Origin of the sequence: Gordoniibacillus kamchatkensis (assembly GCF_000829455.1) — a bacterium.
Lineage (GTDB): Bacteria > Bacillota > Bacilli > Paenibacillales > NBRC-103111 > Gordoniibacillus > Gordoniibacillus kamchatkensis.
Genome location: NZ_JXAK01000021.1, coordinates 1 through 22,613, shown reverse-complemented (window position 1 = coordinate 22,613; position 22,613 = coordinate 1). Strand labels below are relative to the sequence as shown.

Here is a 22,613-nt window from a genome sequence, read left to right as displayed (position 1 = left end):
GAAGCGGCATCGAATTTCGCTTGACGGACATTCGGCTTCCGTGAACTGCTTCGCCTCCTTTCCGGTAACGAACATTTTTAATTATATAAAGCGCTTGCAATTGTGAATATTTAGCAATTTCGCTTCGTCCGGATTTGTTGTCCGCGGGAATGGGAAACGGGTGGAAAACGCTTGCGCCGTAAGGGGAGGCGCGAGGTGGAAAATGATAAAATGGCGAAAAATAACTGCCAAGTGAATGGACTGCAAAGGGCCGGCACGTTGAACTTTATCTTCGTTAACGGTACATGGAATGGACGTTCTCGCGCACCGCTTTGGCGATTTTCACTTAACGAGCGGATCAGCCGGATTAAGCGTATACCACGGCCAGCAATGCAACCATCCCGTGCATACGCTTCCGCTTGAACGTCCGGGCAGGAAATGCGGGAATGCATTTTACTATTTTCCACCTCTTTATCATTTTCCATATCGGGTAAAATGCCGGAAAATAAGGGTTTTTCGACTTGGCTCAAACACTTGAACGCAAGTTGTCGCGATTGCGAAAACGCTTTATTTACAGTGTGGAAGGAGTGCGCCTAATATAAAAACCGAAGCTTCGGAATCCCATGTTCCGATTTCACAAGAGGGAAAATGGCCACACAACATTAAGGGAGGAAAAAGAAATGGCACGAAGGTTATGGACTTTGGCATCCGTCTTCACGCTCTCGGCTTCGCTTGTCGCAGGATGCAGCGGCGGCGCCAAGCAGCAGAGCGAAACTGCGCCGGGCACACCCTCGCCGCCGGCGAGCAGCGCGCCAGCCGGGGCCGCGGCCCCCAATTACGGGGACACAGGGGGAATCAAGCTTCCGATCGTTGATAAGCCGACGACGCTGACCTGGATGCTCGTGAGCGAGAACCCGAATCCGAACGATTCGATGATCGTGAAAGAAATTGAAAAGCGGACAGGCATCCATCTTGAACTCCAGGCGTACCCGTCAGCCAGCTTCCAGGATAAATTGAAAGTTGTGGTGGCCTCCGGCAAACTCCCGGACATTTTCCACGGCTTGCCGCTCGCCGAACTGAACAAGATGGGCGGCCAGGGAGCGCTCGAGCCGATCAATGCCCATCTTGGTGAATTGCCCAATTTTAAAAAGCTCTATGTCGACAATAAAGACAATAACTGGATCATGAAGTCGTGGACGGACGATAAAGGCAACTTGTACACGTGGCCGATTTACAACCTTCAGCGCGACGTCAACCACGGCATCCTGTACCGGAAAGACATTTGGGATAAGCTTGGCCTTAAAGAGTGGAACGGTCCGGACGAGTTTTATCAGGATCTGAAAAAGGTCAAGGAAGCTTATCCGCAATCGTACCCGTTCGCCAGCAAAACAAAGGAAGCGATCTTCACCAATCTGGCCTATGGCTGGGGAATCGGCGGAGCCAGCTCGCCGGCTTTCTACGACGAAAAAGACAAGACCTGGAAGCTTCAATATACCCAGCAGGAATACAAGGACGAGCTGGATTATTTGAAAAAGCTGTATAACGAAGGGCTGCTCGACCCCGAATTTATTACGGACACCGACGCGTCGTGGACGGCTAAAATGACGAATGACAAAGCTTTTGTCACTTGGGACTGGATCGGCAGGCTGGATTTGTTCGCCAACCAGGTGAAAACCCAAAATCCGAACTACAACTTGCGGTACGGCAACCCGATCGGCCCGACCGGCCGCATCACCACCTTGCCGAGAATCGATAATTTCGGGATCACGGTGGCAAACAACAAAAATAAAGACATCGCCCTCAAGCTGCTGGATTACTTGACCAGCCCGTCCGGCGCGGAACTTGTCACCATGGGAGTCGAGGGCCAGACTTTCAAAATGGAGAACGGGAAACCCGTTTATCCGGAGCTCAAGGATGTGCCGACTGTCGATATCACAGCGCTTGATAAAAAGTACGGACTTTGGATGGAAGGCATGTACCTGAAACCGGACCACCGAAGCGTATACTATAACTTCACGGAAAAAGAGAAAGAAGCGCAGGACAAAATGCTGAGCGGCAAAAGATTCGAGCCTGCCGATCCGGTGCTGAAATTTACGAACGATGAAATCAAAGTGCAGGCGGACGTGCGTACGACTCTGGTAAAGGCCGCCAACGAATTCAGTGCGAAGTATGTCATCAAAAAAGATTACGGGGACGCCCAGTGGAAAGATTGGGTGCAAAACGTGGAAAAATTGGGCGCATCGAAATATATCGATACGTTCAACGCGGCCCAGAAGCGTTTTGACGCGGCAAAATAACAAGTGCACCTTAACCGGCATCCCCGGCTGCGGAAGCGTCCGGGGACCGGTCCTGATCTAGGGGGAATTGGCAATGGGAACGATACATCCGGATGTTTTACACCGGCAGACAGGGCGGGTTCCTCGTTCCGGGTTGGCCAAAATGGCAAGCCATATCAAAAAGGACCGGCAGCTCCTTATTCTGTTTATTCCTTGCATGATTTTTTATGTGTTGTTCCGTTACGGGCCGTTATACGGCTTGATTATCGCGTTTAAGGATTACAGCGTTTATCAAGGCGTGTGGGGCAGCGAGTGGGTTGGTTTCGAACATTTCAGGCGATTTTTCGATAGCCCGGATTTTTGGGTATTGTTTAAAAATACGTTCCTGCTGGGGCTCTTTACCTTGCTGTGGGGGTTCCCGTTTCCGATCCTGTTCGCCATTTTGCTGAACGAGGTCAGGAGAGCCGCATTCAAAAAGACCGTGCAAACGTTCAGCTATCTTCCTTCTTTCCTGTCCGTCGTCATTGTGAGCAGCATGATTATCGATTTCTTGTCACCGACACACGGGGTAGTCAACGAAGTCTTGAAGCAGCTCGGATTTGCGCCGAAGTACTTCCTCACCATGCCGGAATGGTTCCGGACCATCTATGTACTCGTAACGATCTGGCAAACTATGGGCTACGAAGCCATTATTTATTTGGCGGCCATCGCCGGTATCGACCCTACGCTTTATGAAGCGGCGAAGGTCGACGGAGCCACACGATTGCAGATGATGCGGCATATCACATTGCCCGGCATCATGCCGACGATCCTGATCATGTTCATCCTCAAATCCGGCGCGATGTTCCGCGTCGGTTACGAGAAAGTGCTGCTTCTGTACAACCCGATGACTTATGAGGTCGGCGATGTTTTTTCGACATATGTGTACCGAAAAGGTCTGCTCGAAACCAATTACAGCTACGCCGCTGCGGTGGGCCTGTTTGAATCGGTCATTGCCCTCGTCATGCTGCTGCTATCTAATTTTGTAAGCCGGAAGGCCGGGGGAAAAGGACTATGGTAAAAAAGCGCCGCAACAAGGTGCAGTTCTCGGTTTTCGATCTGCTTCTAACCGTCGTTCTGGTGCTCGTGGCCGCCGTCACCGTTTACCCCGTCATCTATGTCGTGGCCATTTCGTTCAGCGATACGGCCAGCATTGTGCAAAATAAAGTTTTCTTGCTTCCGAAGGGATTCAATCTGAATGCGTATAAAGCCGTCCTTCAGGATGTCAGAGTGCCCAGGGCCTATCTCAATACGATCCTTTATACGACTTTGGGAACGGCCATCAACCTTCTGATGAGCGCCGTTGCCGCATATCCTCTTTCAAGGCCGAACTTTTTCGGGAGGAAATTTTTCCTGGTGGCCATCGTGCTGACCATGTTTTTAAACGGGGGCATCATTCCGACTTATCTCATTGTCCAGAAGCTTCATCTGATCGATACGGTTTGGGCTCTTGTGCTGCCCAATGCGATTTGGACCATTGAACTCCTGATCCTGAAAAACTTTTACGAATCGATGTCCGGCTCGCTTCGGGAGTCTGCCGTGATCGACGGCGCTTCGGAATACCGGATCCTGCTGCAGATCGTCATTCCGCTTGCGAAACCGGCGCTCGCTTCGATCGGGCTGTTTTACTTTATGGGTCACTGGAACAGCTTTTTTCTGCCGATGATCTATCTGAACGACCCGCATCTGTATCCGCTGCAGGTGGTGCTTAAGGATATGCTGATCTCGGACCAGGCGAGGGAAACGGCTTTGATGGATAAGGCGGCGCTCACACCCCAAGCGATGAAAAACGCAACCATTTTTCTGTCCATGGTTCCTGTGCTGATGGTTTACCCATTTGCGCAGAAATATTTTGCTAAAGGCATTATGCTGGGCTCGGAAAAGGGTTGATAAGGTCGTTCGTCGAATTGAACAAGACATAAGCGTTCGTGCTTAAAACCGTTTCCGCTGGGGAGTGGCTTTCATGCCAAACTTCAAGATGATTGCCAACAAGGGACTGCTGCAAATTTTTTTCGCCTTGCTTTTGGTCGTCACCATTATGTTTATTTCCAACTATATCGTTTTTAAAAACTCGATATCGGGCATCTATGACCAGGTGAGCGAAAACAATAAGCTGGTCGTAAAGAACATGATTCAGTCGTTCGATCGAAGCTTCAAGGATATCAACGATATTATATTCTCGATCAATATGCTGCCTTATGAAGCATGGGATGCTTCAGGCAAGGCGGATATGTCGAACGTATACATGATTCAAAAAAATCTCGCCAAGATGACTTCATCGATCGATTATATTGAAGAAGTCGTTGTGTTTAACACGGCCTCCAGCCTGGCGATCACAACCGAAGGAACAAGCGATTTAAACGAACTAATTAACCAGAAATACAGGCATAAACTGTATAACGCCGATTTTTGGAAGTCCTATGCTTCTTCCAAGCATCCGATGCGAATTTTTCCGGCGGAGGACTATTCGCAAGCTGCGGCGCCGTTCGGGGAGCAAACGAGAAAGCTGCACGTCGTGCTCGGCAACAACCAACTGTCCACGCTTAACGTGATGATCTTCATCAACGCGGATAAGCTGCTGCGGCATGTCAACCAGACCGCTATGATGCAGGGCACGTCGATTATCGTTCTGGACCAAGACCGAAATGTGATTCTCAGTACGGAGCAAAATTGGGACATTGTCGGCGCTTTGAAGGATCTTGCGGTGACGGAGGCCGGCTCTTCGCTGAAACGAAAAGATTACGAATTTGATTTTTTCAAATCGGATTATAACGACTACATCTATATTGATAAAATTCCCTACAAATTCCAAAATGTGAAGACGGTCACCGACGCCAACCGGCTCATCATGCTGACGGCTATTGTGGCGGCGCTTATTTTGTCCGTCATGCTCACCTTTTATTTATACAGGCCGGTGAAAGACATCCTGAAGCTGTTCGGAGGGCGAGGAGGCTGGGCCGATTTTCGCAGCATTCAAGCAGGCATCCGAAAAATTCAGGAGGAAAACGAGGCCTATAAAACGCAGATGGATTTTATCGATTCGGAAATGCGCAGGGGCGTGCTGATGCATGCGCTGGACGAATATTCCCATTCCAGGGAATTTGAAATCCGGACGCAGCGGTATTTTTCGGATATGTTCCGGGACCGCAACTTTATGTTAACGGCGTTTTACGTGCAGCCGCACAAAGCGAAGGGGGAGACTGCTGCGCCGAAAGCGGATGAAGTTTACGATTTCCTGAGTGCCAGGCTGCAGAGCAGCTTTACCGGCACCGTGCTTTATCATGCCGGCCGGCTGCAGTTTTTGGCCCTTGTCGGGGTGCACCACGGCGCAGAGCGGGATTCCGTGCTGAAAGAAATCCGGAAATTGGTCCGGCAAACCGAAAATGAAGGCACGTATGACGTTCTGGCCGTGGTCGGCAGAGCTTATACATCGAAAATCCAGAACTGCCATTTGGCTTATCAAGATATCATCGACGGCATGACATACCGAAATGCCGGCAACGCCGATCACGTGATCGATGTGCAGGCGATCAGGCATTCCAGGAAAATTTACTTCCCGACCGATCTGGTCGAAAAGCTTTCGAATTGCCTGTCAAGCGGCGATGAAACGGAATGTATCCGTATAATCCATCATTTGATGGATAAAAATGAGGAGCTGTCCGTCCCTTTCAACAAACTGGTGCCTATTGCGAAATGCCTGCTGTTCTACGTTTTCCAACACATGGATGAAGACGGGCAGAGCGAGGTTAACGATTACAGAGATTGGGAGCGAAAAGCATCAAGCGCCATTGAAAACGCTTTCGATTCCGCGGCGATTCGCGACGAACTCGTACAGGCGGCACAAATGGTTGCGAAAAGCTACAATAACGGACAAAAACGAAAGCTCGACCAGCAGGCGATCTCCCGTTATATCGAACAAAACTATATGCACAACCTGGATCTCAACCATATGGCCGATAGGCTGGAAACGAGCCCCAAATATTTCTCGAATTATTTCAAGAAGACGTTCGGAGTCAATTTTGTCGAGTATTTGAATAAAGTCAGGCTAGCTCAAGCCAAAAAAATGCTGCTGCACACCAACGCATCGGTCGCGGAAATCGGTGAAAGCACAGGCTACCTGAATTCCTCGACTTTTACCAGCACGTTCAAAAAATATTACGGCATTTCGCCGAGCGAATATCGGAAAAAACATGAACCCTCTGTTATGGAGCTTAGGAGGAAAACAAAATGAAAGCCGTTGCTGCCAAAGCTGGAGCCATTCAAATACTGGAGCTGGAACCGCCGTCCCGCACCAAAGGCCACCTTCTCATTCGCACTGAATTTTCCGCCATAAGCCCCGGAACGGAACTTTCCATGGCCCGGAAATCCCAAAATCAGCCCGTCCTGCTAGGGTACAGCGCAGCCGGCGTGGTGGTCGAGGTGGGAGAAAACGTGACGGGCTGGGAGGTCGGGCAGCGGGCCGCCTGTTACGGGGGGCCGTATGTACGGCATGCGGAGCTGCTCTCGGTTCCGGCGAACCTGGCTGCCGCCGTTCCGGAGGCGTCAGGCCGGAGGAAGCCGCCTTCGCCGGTCTCGGCGCGATTGCGATTCATGCACTGCGGATAGCGGACCTGCGGTTCGGCGAATCGGTTGCGGTCGCCGGCCTCGGCATTTTAGGCAATTTGATTGCCCAGATCGCGAACGCGGCCGCGTTTCGTACAGCCGGACTGGATTTGAGCGAGACGCGGGCGCAGCTGCTCCGCGGCTGCGGGGGTGAAGGACGCGTACGGCAGCCAGGCTGACTTTGAAGCCCGGCTGGCCGGGATGACAGGCGGAACCGGCTTCGACAGCGTCATTCTTTGCGTAGGCGGCAGCGGGCAAAAGCTGATCAACGATTCGTTCCGCTGGCTGCGGGACAGGGGCAAGGTTGTCATTGTCGGCGATTTGACGGCTGAATTTTCACGCGGGGACATGTTCGCGAAGGAAGCCCAGGTGCTTATCTCCCGAGCCGGGGGCCCCGGGCGGTACGATCCGCAGTACGAACAAGAAAACCGCGACTATCCGATCGGTTACGTGCGCTGGACGGAAGGCCGAAACACCGCGGAATATATCCGGCTTTTGGCGGAAAAGCGCATTTTCGCCGCGCCGCTCATTTCCGGGATTTACCCTGTGGAACAAGCGGCGGCCGCTTTTGCGGAGCACGCCGCGCCTTCGGCAGCCGTAGGAACTTTGCTTGCTTACGGCCCGCGGTGACTCTCTTCCATTTCGGACCGAAAACCTGTTCCCGATAATTTTTGCCTTTGTCGAGCGCGAATGCTGCCGGTGCAGCCGATCAGACGCTCGTCTCCGCCGGTTCGATGGCGATCAGGCACCGCACCGTCCGGCTCATTCCTGGCTCCAACTCCTGCAAGCCGGTCAGTGAACGGTCGAGCGGCAAATTCGGCGCGTTCGTAACCCAAGTGTATGGCTCGGGACAAAAAAAGCCCTGCCCACCGCCACCGTTGTGCAGCACCCACTGCGTCATATTGCCGTCGCACCGGTAAGCGACCTTCAGCCCGATGTTCCCATCCGTCAGCAGCGCTTCGTTCGGCGTTTCTCCGCAACCTGCCGAAGACAAAAAGACATCGTCGAGCACGACGCCTTCCATCGGAAGGCCCGCATTGAGCCGCTCGCGGCCGTCGAAGTCCTGCAATTCCCCGGTAGGCAGGAACTGGCTGTTCAATACCCACCGTTTGGCGGCATTTACCGCCAGGGTACACTTGTCCAGCCTGTCCTCCTTGCCGCGGAACGGAAACGAAAACGTCGTATGGTAGCCGAGCCCCCAAGGAAAAGCTTCTTCGCTCAGGTTGGTTACCTCGGCTTCCTGAATGAGCTTGGAGCCCCGCAGCGTAAAGGTCATGCGAACCCGGAAACGGTGCGGGAATTGCGCTATCACATCCGGATGCTGCGCGGAATCGAATTTCGTGACGATCACTGCCTCCCCGGCTTCCGCGCTGCCCTTGAGCAGCTCCCACCGGCGCTGATAGACCATGCCGTGGGCATGATGTCCGGTGTTCTTCTCGTTTCGCTCGAATTGATATTCGCGGCCGTTATAAACGAACCGGCCGTTCTCGATGCGATTGGGCGGAAAGAGCACAGGGATGCCGTAAAGCAGCGGCATTTGCCGGTAGGCTTTTGACGCTCGGCGGGACGCGGAGCAGCTCGAGGCAATGCGTCTTGCTGCGCAAACGGACGGCCTGGCTGCCCCAGGCCGGAACGACGGTTAACTCCAAATCGTCCGTTTCGGCCGTGACAGCGCTTTGTCCAAGAAATTCGCTATGATACACTGCGTTTCCGCTCATGCGAACTTACATCCTCTCTGCTTGTTAGATCGATTGGATCTCTCCAGTTTCCACCGAACGGTGAATCGCATGAACAAGCCGCGTGTTCAGCAGACCCGCCGCAGCGTCGCTGGCCGGCTCGGTGTCCAAACGAATATTGTCGATGAACGAATTGAGCATATAGCTTGGCGCCGAGGTGTACAAGCCGTTGATCGGCGTCCCGAGCGTATGCACGTGCTTATAGTCGGTGACCGCTTTGCGCACCATTTGATCCGACAAATCGACATACAGAGCGCCGTGTTCCCCGATAATCTCAAACTTGAAATCGTAAATGAGCGGCATCGATTCCGGCAAAATCCAGCTGGTGGTAAAGGTGGCATGCGTATCGTCCTCGAAGGTCACGACGGCTTGAATCGAGTCGTACGTGTCGATGCCCATGGATACGAGCTTCTTCTTCGTGCCGACGGCGTATACTTTCACCGGCTTCACGCCTTTCAGCCAAATCGCAATATCCGTTGCATGAGGGAACAGGAACCATCCCGGCGTCGAGCCCTTCGACCATTTGAGCATTTGCGTCGGCACATAAATCGTATCGTTCAAGCGCGAGTTCACGGTGATGATGTTGCCGATTTCGCCTTTATCGACCGCTTCCTTCACGGCTACAAACGGCGCGTTCCAGCGGTTCTCGAAGGCGACGAGACATTTGGCCCCGGAGGCTTTGACGGCGGCATACATCGTCTCGGCTTCCTCCACTACGGTCGAGAAAGGTTTTTCGACCATGATGTGGATGCCTTTCGCCGCTGCAAGCATGACCGGTTCCCGGTGCAGGAAGTCCGGCGTTGCGATAACGATGGCGTCCAACTGCTCCTTTTCGATCATCTCCGCGACGTTCAAATATCCCGGCACACCGTATTTTTCCTTCGAACGGTTCAATGTGGCCTCGAAAGCGTCGCTTACTGCGACCAGCTCCGCATAAGGGTTTTGGCGGATCGTATCCGCAAACAAGCTTCCCCGAATTCCCATTCCTACAATACCAAACTTGATCATGATTTCTGCTCTCTCCTTTAAATGGATTCCAAATGGATTATTTGACGGCCCCGGCGGTCATCCCGCTGACCAAATATTTTTGAAGCGCCCAGAAAGCGATGACGATCGGCAGCGTCGTCATGACGGAGCCTGCCATCAGGTAGTCCCAGTTGACCACATATTGGCCCTGGAAGCTGGCAATGCCGACCGAAAGCGTCCATTTTCCGTAATCGCTGAGGAATGTCTGCGCAAACAAAAACTCGTTCCAGCTTGTCAGAAAAGAAAAGATGGCGGTCACGACGAGCCCCGGCAGCGTTAAAGGCATTATAATCGAGGCAAAGGTTCTCCAGCGTCCAGCCCCGTCCACCATGGCCGCTTCGTCGATCGAAGAGGATACGCTGTCGAAGTAGCCCTTGAGCATCCAGGTACAGAACGGAATAGCTACGGTGGAATAAGCGATGACCAGCCCGAAATGCGAATTCAGCAAGTTATACTGTTTCATGATGATATAGAGCGGGATGATCAGCAGCGAGCCCGGCAGCATCTGCGTAATCAGAATCAGGTAGCCGATCGCCATCCGTCCGCGGTAACGGAACCGCGACATTGAATACCCGCCGAGCGCGGAGATCACGATGGAAAATACGGTTGTCAGCAAGGAGACGATCACCGTATTGTAGAACCATTTCATAAAATTCACGTTGTCGTCCGCATGCGGATTCAGCATGGCTGTATAGCCGCCCGTGTGCAAGGACGTCGGAAAGTAAGACAAGGGCGAGCTGTAAATATCGCTTTGCGGCTTCATCGAAGTGAGAACCATCCACACGAAGGGGGAAATCGCAAATAAAGAAATCAGCACGGCACCCAGATAGATCAGCGGTTGTCTCAGCTTCATGTCGTTTCCCCCGCTTTCGTCGCTTTCAAGTAAATCAAGGTAAAGACGATAGAGATCAATAACAGAATCATACCGCCGGCGGCAGCCACACCGAAGTTGAACGTTTTGAAGCCGATCTTATAAATGAATATCGTTAAAATTTCCGTAACCCGGCTAGGTCCGCCGCCAGTCAATACGTAGACGATACCGAAATCCTTGATCGTCCATACGACCAATAGGAGAAAGACGACGACTGAAACCGGACGCAGCATCGGCAGCGTGACGCTGCGGAATTGCCGCCATATCCCAGCCCCGTCAACGGTAGCGGCTTCGTACAAGTCTTTGGGGATACTTTGCAAACCGGCCAGCAGCATGATGGCGGCGAAAGGGAATCCCTTCCATATATTGACGAACATCGCCGCTCCGAGCGCCGTATGCGAATCGCCCAAAAACGCGACGGGATTGGATATCATCTTCATCTTCAACAGCAGGTCGTTAATAACGCCGTAGCGGTAGTCGTACATCAGAATGAACACGAGGCACGTCACCACTTCCGGCACGGCCCAAGGGATAATGACCAGTGCCCGGACAAGTCCCCGACCCTTGAAATTTTTGTTCAGCAGCAAGGCGGTTAAGAGTCCGAGCACGTATCTCGCCGCAACCGTGACGATAATGTATAAGAATGTAATACCTAGCGATCTGTAGAAATAATCCGAAGCGAACAATTCCCTGTAGTTGTCCAGGCCGACAAACGGATGGCCGTTCTTGGGCTTGGTTACTAGCCAATATTGAAAGCTCATCAGAGCTGCTTTGCCGATCGGATAGAGCAAGACCAATGCGACGGAAATGACGAGCGGGGCGATAAACAGATAACCGACCCGGTTATCCTTCAATCGCTTCATTTCCCTTTTCCATAAGGAAGGTTGCTCGATAAGCGGGGTTACTCCTGGTTTCATGGGCCCTCCTTAGCAATTCGGCGATAAAGAAGGCGCGGTCAGCGACGGAGCCGTTTCGACGAACGGTCACCATGCAAGCCGGCCGCGCAAATCTCCGAAGATTATTTGAAAGCTTCTTTCATTTTCGCGGCTGCTTCATCGAGAGAGGCTTTCGGGTCTTTTTTGCCGACGAAAATATCTTGAGCGGTATTGATAATAATTTGCGACAAAGTGCCTTGCTCCGGAATCGGCGGGTCCATGACGGCAGGTGCGTACAGGTTATTCAGATAATCCATGAATTTCACCGCAAGCGGATTATCCTTCTTGTAGGCGTCTGTTGCGACATAATTCTTGTTGCTCGGAATCATGCCCGACCCGGCGATCATTTGCTGCGCTTCCTCGCTCGTCATCCATTCGAGGAATTTCCAGGCTTCCTCAGGATGCTTGCTCTTTTTCGAAATCATGGCAACGGACGGATTCGTATGCGGATTCGGCTTGTATGTTTTGCCGTTGTACTCAATAGCCGGCTGTGGCATCAGACCCAAATCATCCATCAGCTTCGGATCCCGTTCCTTGGTCATGCCGATGAACCAAGGGCCGTCCATGTTCATGGCCGCCTGGCCGTTCCAGAACATTTCGCGTCCTACCTTCTTGTCGCGAGTTCCCGGAGGAGTAGCACGCGGATTATTAATGAAGTCCTGCCACCATTTTGCTGCCCACACATTGGCCTCGGAGTTTACGTTGATGCGGTCTGCCTTATACGGACCCGATTCGCCGTCAGGGAAGAAAATACCGCCGGAAACAGGTCTTGCCACCAGACGGTACCATTCGGAAGCTACGAACGGATGAGAGCCGACGACACTGGCGAATCCGTACTGATCGAGCTTGCCGTCGCCGTCCGTATCGACGCCGAGCTTGACGGCTGCATTCTTGAAGTCTTCAAGCGTCTTGATGCTGTCCGGATCGATTCCGGCTTTTTTGAACAACGACTTGCGGTAGAAGATGCCGGTATTGCCCCATGCATAGTTGGAAATGGCGTAATACGAATCCCCGATTTTGCTGAGCTCTTGTCCGACCAGCTTCTTCTCCAGATCTTTGCCTTTGATATAAGGGTCGAGATTGACGAATGCTCCGCCATCGACCAGCGAATTGTACGTGGAGATGTTTTCGGGATATACCTGAACGATATCGCCTTGCGTGCCTGCGATTACTTCCGTAGTCAGCTTATCCCAGAAATTTTCATAATCCGCGCCGTGAACCGTGATTTTGACGTTAGGATTGAGCTGGTTATACTTGCTGATCAATGCGTCGATCGCTTTCTTATGAGGCGCTTCCGCATAAAGCGACGTTTCGAACGTTAAGGTAATCGCTTCGCCGCTCTTGCTGCTTCCGGCATCCGCACTAGCCGCGGGTTTCTGGTCCGCGTTGCTGCAGCCGGCAAGCGCCGAGCCTGCTATCACCAGAAGCGCTGCGGAGCCCGCCGCCCGCTTTTTCCATAAATAATTGTTCGCTTTGTTATCCGTATGAATCATTATGCCTCTTCCCCCATGTACATAAGTATCGTTCGGATCCTTTGGTAAAGCTTTGCGGCTTGCCGCTATTCGTACTGCTGGTTCGGTCGACCTGCCATCATCTTAACCGCAGCCGTTCCTTTTACTCAATGAATAGTTTTCCCCGATAAACTTATTGTCATCTCCTATGCGCCGAATGCCCGGGCTCAAGCGGCTTGTGCGGCAGCGGCGGGAGGCGAATATAAAAAAACGGATGCCGCAAGGACGCATGTTGGAGCATGCGGTTTGGGCATCGGTTCTAACGGACATAAACTTTTTTCTACAATGAACTTTTTATCATTTTTCCTTGCGGTAATCTCCCGGAGATACGCCCGTGACCTTCTTGAAGGTCCGGATAAAGGAAATGGCGCTCGAATAGCCGACGCTTTCGGCGATTTCCTGAACGGTGTTGTCGGTTTCTTTCAGCATCCGTTTGGCATGCTCGATTCTTAAGTCAATCAGGTAATCGACGAACTTGACCCCATAGGCTTCTTTGAACAATTTGCTGACATATTTGCCGTTCATGCCGAATTGATCGCTCAGAAAATCGAGGGAAAGGTTCGGATTGGTAAAGTTGTGCTCCAGGTATGCCTTGACCTCGTGGATTGCAAGATGGTTTGTTTTGGCGTCGCGAAGCTCATGAAGCTCATCGGCGAATTGCCGCAGCACTAACGTATACTGCGCTTCGATCTCCTCCAGCATTTCGAAGGCATCCGGCAGCGCTTGCAATTGCGGGAAGACGCGATCCTTCCACAACGGCTGGAATTGCGGGCCGATCGAGCTGACCGCACGGTTCAAGTGAAAGGTCAGCGAATGAAGCAGCGAAACGATATCGTCACGCGACAGCACGCTTCGGCGCATGGCTTGAAACAAGGTTTTCAGTTTGTCCAGCCAGTCGTCCTGGGCAAGGCGGTACGCATCGACAATCGATAAAATCAACCGCATATGTTCGTTCGCTTCTCCCCTGGAAGGAAGCTTTCCGTAGTCAATCAGGCAGTTGTCGCCGTATACGGCTTTGTAACGAAGCGCTTCCAGCGCTTCGTTATAGGAATCGCGCAGGCCTTCCGGCTGCTCGGCCCTATTTCCGATGCCGATGGTAACCGTGAGCTGAAGATTATTTTCAAGCCAGGATCTTATGCTTTCGAACAAAGCCATGTCTTCCGATTGTTCGGCTCCTGCTTCTTCCTCAAGCCGCAGAACGCAGGTCAATTGATGGGAAGACGTCCAAAGGACCCATATCGACTCTTCTCCGGCGCTTGCGGTTTCTTCGACCGCTTTGCTGATGACAAATTTCATCAGATTTTGATCCCGGTGATTGTATTCCTTGCAAAATTCGGCATATTTATCGATTTCCACCACGAATACGATCTGGCGTCCGAACGTTGCCGGCATCAACAGCTGCTCCGCTTCCTGCTTCCACTCTTCGGCTCCTACCCGCCTTGTGCCCTTCAGCAGCTCATTAATGAAATAATTCCTCCGCACGGTTAAATCCTGATAATATTGCCGCTCCAACTGGTTGGACTGCTCGATCATGCTGTCCAAGGCCGATTCAATGAACTTAAATACGTTCGCATCCGCTCCAGCGCCGATGAACCGGGCTTTATAGGCGAGGAAGATCTCCAGACGCGAAACGATCAATTCAATAGGCTTGTAGTTTCGCCGGGTTACATAGACGATCCATCCCACGGCGCCGACGACGACAAGGATCCCGAGTCCGATCCAGATGTTGTACAGATCCAGGATCAAGCCGGTCAACCCGGTTTTCTTAATTCCGCTATCCACCCGCCAGCCGGTATAATCCGAGACGTAACTGGCGTATACTTTTCCGCCCTCCTGCACCATCTTCCCGGTATTTTCCGATGCATCGCTAAGTTCGGACCCCTCGTGTCCGTACAATCGGATGAAGCTGATATCGGGATTGTACATTTGACGAATCAAGCCGTATAAAGATTCCGTTTTTACGTTAACGACCACCATCCCTTTCTCCTGAGTAAAGACAGGAAAGCCGCGGGTCAAAGAAACGACTTGGGAATCGGGTTCATAGGAAAACTCTTTGAAGCTCCGGGAATCGGACCATACGCTGTTCGGAGCCTTGCGATTGCTTGTGATGAAAGGTTGGTCCGGGTATCGCGAGAGAGGGTAGGACGTGCTGCTGCTGAGAACGGTCTCATCCTGAAAGCGGACGATATAGATCGAGTCGATCAGCGGATTGGTGATCTTGAGGTCACGCATCGCGTTCATCACCGATACTTCGAGCTTCAGATCGGAACCGCCGTTCTTCGATAGAAAAGCGGCCAAATCCTGATTGCGCAGTAATTCGAGGGTCACCTTTTCGTCTATCGCCTTGAGCGAATGATCGATAAATCGAATGGCTTGCTCGGCGACGAAGCTGTTTGCTTTGATCGTTTCTTTCTTGTTCTGTTCACTCAACGTTTGAAAAAATATAAAGAATAAAAAAGCGGTAACGACGAAGAAAACCGGAATATAGGAAAGCAAAGTCCGATAAAACCATTTCTTGCTCACAGGGTTCACCTCGCTTCAGCGCTTCTTAAGGTGCCTGAATGGTGATTGCATTATATCAAATTCGACAAGGATCAACAATCAGGAGTCCGCTTACAGAAGATAGCAGCAAATCAGGCTTGTTGCAAAAAAAGTGAATGTCGAAAAAGTGAATATGCGCAAAATTGAACTTCGTATTTTGAAGGATTTTCAACAAGACGGCGGCCTGGCTTTTTTTTAACCGGATGAATTCAGGACGGCCCGAAGCGATGAAGCAAATTTGGAAATGCCTGCAGCGATGTCATCCGCCTTAGGCCTTCCATAAGTAAATCTTACATATCCGGAATCCGAGCCATAGACGCTGCCGGGAACAAAGACGACCCCGTTGCGGATCGCTTCTTCCAGCAATTTATTATCATCCAATTCAGGTATAATCTTGCACCACAGATGCATGCCTCCTTGCGGAATCGAGAAGCTGACCAAATCCGCCAGTTCTTTCCGCAGCGTTTCGATTAACAAATCCCTCTTGTATTGCAGATTGATTCTTAGTCGGTCCAGATGAGGTTGGAAATACGGAGATTTGAGAAATTGAGCGGCAACCTTTTGCGGAACGACGCTCAGTCCGAAATCCATCTGCTGTCTGGCGTCGGCCAGCCGCTCGACGACGGGGTGGGGAGCGACCATCCACCCGACACGCAAGCCGGATGCCGCGATTTTGGAGAAAGAGCCGATGTAAATAACGGAACCGATGGGATCAATGGATTTGAGCGGGATCGGTGGAGTTCCATCATAGGCAGTCAAGCTATAGGGATCGTCTTCTACAATCGGGAGCCCCAGCTCGCTCGCAACATCCAGCAGTTCGATACGGCGTTTATCGTCAAGAACCCTTCCTGTCGGATTTTGATAATTGGGATTAGTGAATATCATCTTGATGCGGTGCTTTTTGTACAGAGTGCGAACGTCCTCGGAACGGACTCCGCTGCGGTCGACCGGAAGACGGAACAAGCGGAGACCGGCCGACTGAAACATGGGCAACGAGTAACAATAAGAAGGGTCTTCAATGGCAACCGCATCTCCGGGTGCAAGCAAACATTGAGTAATTAAATATAACGATTGCTGGGAACCGGACGTAATAAGGATCGACGATTCCGTAGCAGGAATGCCCCGATATTGGCTTAAATACGAAACGAGCGCTTCTCTGAGCGGAGCAAAGCCTTGCGGATTGTCATAGCCGAGATATTCCGTATAATGGTTTTCGGCGATCAGCGTATTGATTTCTTCCACAGGGGAAATGTCCGCACCCAGCTCGCCGCTGGCGAAATCAATCAACGTTTTGTCTTGTTGCAGCGCTTCCCGGATACGGCGCAAAAAGGGCACATTCGGCAGAAAGCTGCCGCCTTCTACATAGCGATGCCAGTTGGGAGTGTGCTTCGGCATAGCTCCCCATTTATGTTTGCTGACTCTGGTTCCGCTTCCCGTACGGCTTTCGATGATCCCAAGAGCTCGAAGCTCGGCATAGGCGAGGATAACCGTGCTTCGATTCACGCCGAGCTGTTCGGCTAGTTTTCGCTCGGAAGGCAGCACACTGCCCGGCGGAAACTCGCCGTATGAATTCGCCGTTCGATGTCGTCGGCGATTTGTTGATATAGAGGTTGGCTGCTTGCTCGGTCCGGCTGCCGCATGAGATCGCCTCCGCATAAATATTTTCATCATACCATGCGGCATGCAAGCACGAACCGCCTGTTTTCATCAATAAAATGACGAATGTATATCAATCTCTTGAACATGGATGGCGGGTCGGCCGCAGAAATTGACTGGTTTTCGGGAAGCCGCCGCCAATATGTTATAATGGACCCGATTATCAGCAGGAGTTGATGGCAAGTGGGGATCGGGACAATCTACAAAAATTATTTCAAAAATAACTTGTTCGTTCGGCTCCTTCTCCTGTTCTCGCTCATTACCGTCGTTACGATTATTTCCTTCTCCTATTACATGTACCGTTCGATGTCGAAAGCGGCGATCGATCGGGAACTGGATGTGCAAAAAAAGGCAATGTCGAATGTAACCAATTATTTGGGGGGGAAATACGACTCGGCGCAATCCATCCTGTTCGATATGTACCGGGATAGCTCGCTTGCCGCGGGTGTTACTTTTATGCTGCAGCACCCTTTTCAGGAGTATGTGCAGCATGGGCTGGAGCAGTACAATTTGGGCGGAAACAGCGCGTGGAAGGACGGCTTGACCTATTTTAAAAATCGCATGGACGACGACGAAGATATCAGCGATCTCATTCTGTACAGCGCGGATCAACAGACCTTATACGTGTTGGGGCGCAACCGGCAGCTCAAGATCGTTCCTGTGAACGCAGCCCATTCCTACGTGCCCGATGTCATGGCGATGGAAAGCAAAAGTGCCGCGCTCCCGAACGTATGGGTCCGCGAAGCCGCAGATCAATGGGACAACCATCTGTACGCAATCCGTACGCCTATCAATGATAAGCAAACGTTAAAAAACATAGGGCAGCAGCTCATATACTTCAGCTCGGACGGCATATGGAAAGCGCTAAAAAATGACAAGGAAGAGGTAAAAGGGACCATTCTCGTCTTGTCGCCGGACGGAGGCGTCCTGTTCGATTCCTCCGACCGGTATTACGGCAAACTTTACCCTTTTATGGATCAGGTCAACTCGGTATACGAGAACAGCGCTTCGAATCAAGGCGACTACGTGACGAAGCTGACGCAGAACAAAGGAAATTTCATCGTCGTCGGCATCGTGCCGAAAACCGAGCTTGAAGCGTCCACCCGGGGAATCGGGACGACGATCTTTACTATTGGCGGGATATGCATCTTTTTCGCCATTCTCGTTCCTTTTCTGGCCGTGCTGAGCATTGCCAAGCGCACCAACCAGATCATCCGGTTTACACGGAAGGTCAAACAAGGCGATCTGAATGCGCGGATTCCGGATGCCCGAGAGGACGAGCTGGGGCAAATTTCCCGCAGCTTTAACGACATGATCGAGGAATTGAATCAATATATCGACCGGGTATATAAAGCGGAGATTAAGCAGAAGCATACGGAGCTGACGGCGCTGCAAGCGCGAGTCAATCCTCATTTTCTGTATAACACGCTCGAAGTGATTCGGATGCGGGCGATTTCCCAAGGAGCCCATGACGTTGGCGAAATGATCTACAGCTTGTCGGCGTTATTCCGAAGCTTTGTGCAGCAGAAAAAAATATATACGCTGAAGGACGAGCTTGAAGCGTGCCGCTTGTACCTCGAGCTGTTCCAGATCCGCTATAAGGATAAATTCACCTACTCGATCGAGTGCGACCGGAAGCTGGCTTCTCTTCGTGTAATGAAAATGTCGCTGCAGCCCGTAATCGAAAATTATATCGTACACGGGCTGCGCAGCGAGAGCACCGATAATAAGCTAAACATCCGCGTGAAACAGGCCGATGAATTCCTTCATGTGCAAGTGAAAGACAACGGAAACGGCATGACGCCGGAGCGCTTGAACGAGCTCGAGCATTGGATGCAAATGGAAGAAACGGAAGGGGAATCTTTCGGCCTGCGAAGCATCAATCAACGCCTCAAGCTGCTCTATGGAAGCAAATATGGCGTTACATTGCAAAGCGAATTAGGCAAAGGAACGGTAGTGGACGTTTGGCTGCCCATGGACGCCGGAAAGGAGGTCCCCGATGGTTAGATTGTTTCTCGCGGACGATGAGCCGTTCATCATCGAAGGGTTGTACGACATTATCGATTGGGCCGAAGCGGAGCTGGAAATCGTCGGGCACGCCAGCAACGGGCAAAAAGCATTGGAAGCGATAAGGAACACAACCGTGGATATATTGTTGACGGATATTTCCATGCCGGTGATGGACGGCCTTGAGTTAATCCGCCAGGCCCGAACCGTTTACCCGGATTTGAAAGTCGTTGTGCTCAGCGGATACAACGAGTTTTCTTATTTGAAAGAAGCGATGATGCTCGGCATCGAAAATTACTTGCTGAAGCCCGTCAATATCCAGGAATTGAAAGCTACTCTTCGCAATGCCGTCGAGAAGCTGAATACGACCAACGAAACCAGGCTTGTACAGGCTTACAGCAAACAAATATTGAAGGATAACACGCTTCATCGTTGGTTAACCGATCAGATCGCTCCGCAGGAGTTTTACGAACGCGCAGATTTGCTTGGTCTCAACCTCGATTGCGAGTTTATCGCTGCCTCCGTATTGCGAATGCCTTCCGGCGCTGCCGAGAAGTTCGAATTCGTCGCAGGCCGGGTGGAGCCGTACAGCTGGATCACCGCTTTTTTCGATATGGACGGAGATATCGTGCTGCTAGCCGCGATGGATAACGCCGACCGATGCAGAGAACAGCTAGTCGACTTGCTGCGGCAGCTTCAGTCCGATCTTCAAGGCCGCCAGCTTCGCATTTCCGTAGGCAGCGTCGCGCAGCTTCCCGACCAGGCCGGGCGCAGCTATGCGGAGGCGAAGAAAGCCCAGGAATATTTCTGGATCTATCCGGAGCTGCAAATGATCGATTACAGCGAACTGGAGAAGAGCCGCAGCAAGCAAAAAGTCGATTTCTCCATCATTGACTGGCCGGCATATGCCAAACTGATCGTGGCAAGAGATCAGGAACAGCTGCGCCAACAAATTCAGAGCGATTTCAGACGCCTTCAAGCGCAGCCGGGAATTACGCCGCATGACTTTCAGACAATCGCGTTCGAGATGCTGGTTCATTTTACGCTGGAGCTGAAAGCGATACGCCATACCGAGGAATTGGACGCGTATCATGACGCTTTCCACCAAATCAGGAGCGCCGTTACGCCGGAACAACTGGAAGCCGCGATCCTCGGCATAGCCGATACGACGATCGGGTTTCTCGTCTCGGACGTTCGGAGCCCGATCGTGCAGCAAGTGTTGAAATATATCCATCAAGCCTACGCGGAAGAGCTGTCGCTCAAAATGCTCGGGGCGCACTTCCATATTCACCCGGTGTATTTGGGACAATTGTTCCACAAGGAAATGAACGAGACGTTTACGGAATATATGAACCGGTACCGGGTCGAGAAGGCGAAGGAACTCCTCAAGACAACGACTTTGAAGGTTCAGGGAATCGCCAAAGATGTCGGCTACTCGGAAGTGGGCTATTTTTATAAACAATTTAAAAAATATGTGGGAATTTCCCCGACGGATTACAGAGGATTGCTCTAGAGCACGATGAAGAGCATTCCTTTTTTGTTGAAAAAGATCGAATGGCAACGTTTTTTCTTTATTTTAGACAGAGTTCATTTAATTTATCGTCTATTTGCAAATGCTTTCATGAGGTACTGTAAATATAGCCCTTGGGGCGATAAACGGCAAAGCAATCAGAACGGGAGGATCACAATGAGCAAGATGAAAAAACGTTTGGCCGTAACGCTTGGACTGACGCTTGCCGCTTCGCTGGCGCTCAGTGCGTGCGGTACCAAAGAAACCGGAGATGCGAAAGGGAGTCAGCCGGCAAACAAACCGGTAGAGCTGATTTGGTATACGATCGGAACGCCGCAAAAAGACGTGGACCGCGTGATGGCTGAAGTCAGCAAGTATACGTCGGAGAAAATCGGCGTCACGGTCAAAATGAACATGATCGACTGGGGAGACTATTCGCAAAAGATGCAAGTGCTGACCGCTTCCGGAGCGGATATGGACATTATGTTCACGTCCTCGTGGGCATTCGACTATGTGCAGAACGCGCGGAAAGGCGCCTTCAAGCCGATCGACGACCTGCTTCCCAAGTACGGACAAGGCATCGTGAAAGAGCTGGACCCGGTATTTTTGAGCGGCTCCAAGGTCGACGGCCACAATTATGGCGTACCGGCCAACAAAGAGCTTCCGGCTCAGGACGTATGGCGCTTCAATAAAAATTTGCTCGACAAATACAATTTGAAGACGGACAACGTGAATTCGCTCGAAAGCCTGGAGCCGCTGCTCAAAACGATCAAAGAGAAGGAACCGAACGTTTACCCGCTTGCTGCCGATAAAACGTTCATGCCTTATGTGCCTTATGACTACATCATCGAAAAGATGCCGATGGCGGTCAAATTGGACAATCCGGATTATAAAGTCGTGAACATTCTCGATACGCCGGAAATGAGACAAGCTCTGAAAACGATGAACAGCTACTATAAGGCAGGGTACATCCCGACGGAAGCCGCAACGCTCGGCTCGCTGAGCGACGTTCAAGTGACGGGCAAATGGTTTTCGGACAAGGCGACGAACCAACCGCTCGCGGACATCCTGTGGTCGTCAAGCTACGGCTATCCAGTCGTATCGAAGCCGGCCAGCTCCCCTACGGTCTACAATTGGTCGGTCATGGGCTCGATGCAGGCGATTTCGGCCAATTCGAAAAATCCGGAGAAAGCGATGGAATTCCTGAACCTCTTGAACACCGATCCCGTGCTGCGCAATATGGTCGACTCGGGGATCGAAGGCGTCCACTACAAGAAACTCGACAACAACAGAATGGAAAACTTGCCGGATTCCAAAAATTACGACATGCCTACGTTCTCGCTGGGCAACGTGCTGATTACGTACTTGGATAAAAACGATCCTGCCGACAAGTGGGACCAATTTAAAAAGTTCAATGCAGCGGGAGTACCTTCCCCGATTCTTGGCTTCAACTTCGATCCGACGAAAGTAGCGACGGAAATCGCAGCCGTTCAGAACGTCAAAGAGGAATTCTGGTCTTCGCTCATGACTGGTACCGTAGATCCGGATAAATATATTCCGCTCGCGGATCAGAAGTTTAAAGCGGCCGGGCTGGACAAGATCATGGCCGAAGTGCAGAGCCAGCTTGATGCCTGGAGAGCGGCGAACAAGAAATAAAGTTACCACTTAACGGATTGGGCGAATGTGCGGCATTCGCCTAATCTTTTTATCTCATCGCGAGGTGTGATGGCATGACGAAACTAAGAGCTTTTCTCAAAGATGTGAACCAAAGCAAAGTGCTGCTTCTTATGGCATTGCCGGCAACGCTTTGGTTTTTGTTCTTTTCTTAGTGCGCCACGCATGGCGATTAACTAGGCGGTGAAAGTCCGCTGTGGGGGCTTGTAGTGGCCAACCACTAGCCAAGAGCAAGGGTGTCCATCGTGAG

15 protein-coding genes and 1 pseudogene are annotated in these 22,613 nt (G+C 51.5%); 9 read left to right on the top strand and 7 right to left on the bottom strand.

Going from position 1 to position 22,613, the window contains the following annotated elements:
* The first annotated feature begins 659 nt into the window (after nucleotides 1-659).
* From SD70_RS13365 to SD70_RS39805, 6 genes are all read left to right on the top strand, one after another.
* Nucleotides 660-2,276 carry an extracellular solute-binding protein gene (locus tag SD70_RS13365; protein ID WP_041048056.1) on the top strand — a complete coding sequence of 539 codons (1,617 nt, stop codon included), beginning with the start codon at nucleotides 660-662 and terminating at the stop codon, nucleotides 2,274-2,276.
* A 73-nt stretch (nucleotides 2,277-2,349) separates the two neighbouring features.
* A complete protein-coding gene (locus SD70_RS13360) occupies nucleotides 2,350-3,315 on the top strand; it encodes an ABC transporter permease (RefSeq protein ID WP_041048055.1) in 966 nt (321 codons plus the stop codon).
* Nucleotides 3,309-4,184: a carbohydrate ABC transporter permease gene (locus SD70_RS13355; protein WP_041048054.1), complete on the top strand. Its 876-nt coding sequence runs from the start codon at nucleotides 3,309-3,311 to the stop codon at nucleotides 4,182-4,184. Before SD70_RS13360 ends, SD70_RS13355 begins: the two co-directional genes overlap by 7 nt.
* Nucleotides 4,185-4,257: 73 nt before the next feature.
* Complete coding sequence (locus tag SD70_RS13350; RefSeq protein ID WP_052487395.1) at nucleotides 4,258-6,525, top strand: helix-turn-helix transcriptional regulator; 2,268 nt, start codon at nucleotides 4,258-4,260, stop codon at nucleotides 6,523-6,525.
* Complete coding sequence (locus SD70_RS39810) at nucleotides 6,522-6,899, top strand: alcohol dehydrogenase catalytic domain-containing protein (RefSeq protein WP_331436782.1); 378 nt, start codon at nucleotides 6,522-6,524, stop codon at nucleotides 6,897-6,899. Before SD70_RS13350 ends, SD70_RS39810 begins: the two co-directional genes overlap by 4 nt.
* A gap of 147 nt (nucleotides 6,900-7,046) precedes the next feature.
* Complete coding sequence (locus SD70_RS39805) at nucleotides 7,047-7,526, top strand: zinc-binding dehydrogenase (protein WP_331436781.1); 480 nt, start codon at nucleotides 7,047-7,049, stop codon at nucleotides 7,524-7,526.
* 79 nt (nucleotides 7,527-7,605) lie between these two features.
* Here SD70_RS39805 and SD70_RS13340 read toward each other — a convergent pair whose 3' ends face one another.
* From SD70_RS13340 to pdxR, 7 genes and pseudogenes are all read right to left on the bottom strand, one after another.
* Nucleotides 7,606-8,484 carry an aldose 1-epimerase gene (locus SD70_RS13340; protein WP_269432468.1) on the bottom strand — a complete coding sequence of 293 codons (879 nt, stop codon included), beginning with the start codon at nucleotides 8,482-8,484 and terminating at the stop codon, nucleotides 7,606-7,608.
* A 154-nt stretch (nucleotides 8,485-8,638) separates the two neighbouring features.
* A complete protein-coding gene (locus SD70_RS13335; RefSeq protein ID WP_041048053.1) occupies nucleotides 8,639-9,640 on the bottom strand; it encodes a Gfo/Idh/MocA family protein in 1,002 nt (333 codons plus the stop codon).
* 37 nt (nucleotides 9,641-9,677) lie between these two features.
* The gene (locus tag SD70_RS13330) at nucleotides 9,678-10,511 is read right to left on the bottom strand and encodes a carbohydrate ABC transporter permease (RefSeq protein ID WP_041048052.1); all 834 of its coding nucleotides are present in this window, start codon (nucleotides 10,509-10,511) and stop codon (nucleotides 9,678-9,680) included.
* The gene (locus tag SD70_RS13325) at nucleotides 10,508-11,446 is read right to left on the bottom strand and encodes a carbohydrate ABC transporter permease (RefSeq protein WP_197081031.1); all 939 of its coding nucleotides are present in this window, start codon (nucleotides 11,444-11,446) and stop codon (nucleotides 10,508-10,510) included. The genes SD70_RS13330 and SD70_RS13325 overlap by 4 nt, the downstream gene beginning before the upstream one ends.
* 101 nt (nucleotides 11,447-11,547) lie before the next feature.
* A complete protein-coding gene (locus tag SD70_RS13320; RefSeq protein WP_052487393.1) occupies nucleotides 11,548-12,957 on the bottom strand; it encodes an ABC transporter substrate-binding protein in 1,410 nt (469 codons plus the stop codon).
* Nucleotides 12,958-13,272: 315 nt separating this feature from the next.
* Nucleotides 13,273-15,498, bottom strand: a complete 2,226-nt coding sequence (locus SD70_RS13315) for a helix-turn-helix domain-containing protein (RefSeq protein ID WP_041048051.1) — start codon at nucleotides 15,496-15,498, stop codon at nucleotides 13,273-13,275.
* A 213-nt stretch (nucleotides 15,499-15,711) separates the two neighbouring features.
* Nucleotides 15,712-17,156: pseudogene (gene pdxR, locus SD70_RS13310) on the bottom strand (MocR-like pyridoxine biosynthesis transcription factor PdxR).
* A 199-nt stretch (nucleotides 17,157-17,355) separates the two neighbouring features.
* Between pdxR and SD70_RS13305 the strand changes: the two are divergent.
* From SD70_RS13305 to SD70_RS13295, 3 genes are all read left to right on the top strand, one after another.
* A complete protein-coding gene (locus SD70_RS13305; RefSeq protein ID WP_041048050.1) occupies nucleotides 17,356-19,179 on the top strand; it encodes a sensor histidine kinase in 1,824 nt (607 codons plus the stop codon).
* Nucleotides 19,172-20,692 (top strand): response regulator transcription factor, encoded by a 1,521-nt coding sequence (locus tag SD70_RS13300; protein WP_041048049.1) that lies wholly within the window; start codon nucleotides 19,172-19,174, stop codon nucleotides 20,690-20,692. Before SD70_RS13305 ends, SD70_RS13300 begins: the two co-directional genes overlap by 8 nt.
* A 174-nt stretch (nucleotides 20,693-20,866) precedes the next feature.
* Complete coding sequence (locus SD70_RS13295) at nucleotides 20,867-22,345, top strand: ABC transporter substrate-binding protein (protein ID WP_041048048.1); 1,479 nt, start codon at nucleotides 20,867-20,869, stop codon at nucleotides 22,343-22,345.
* Nucleotides 22,346-22,613: the final 268 nt, after the last annotated feature.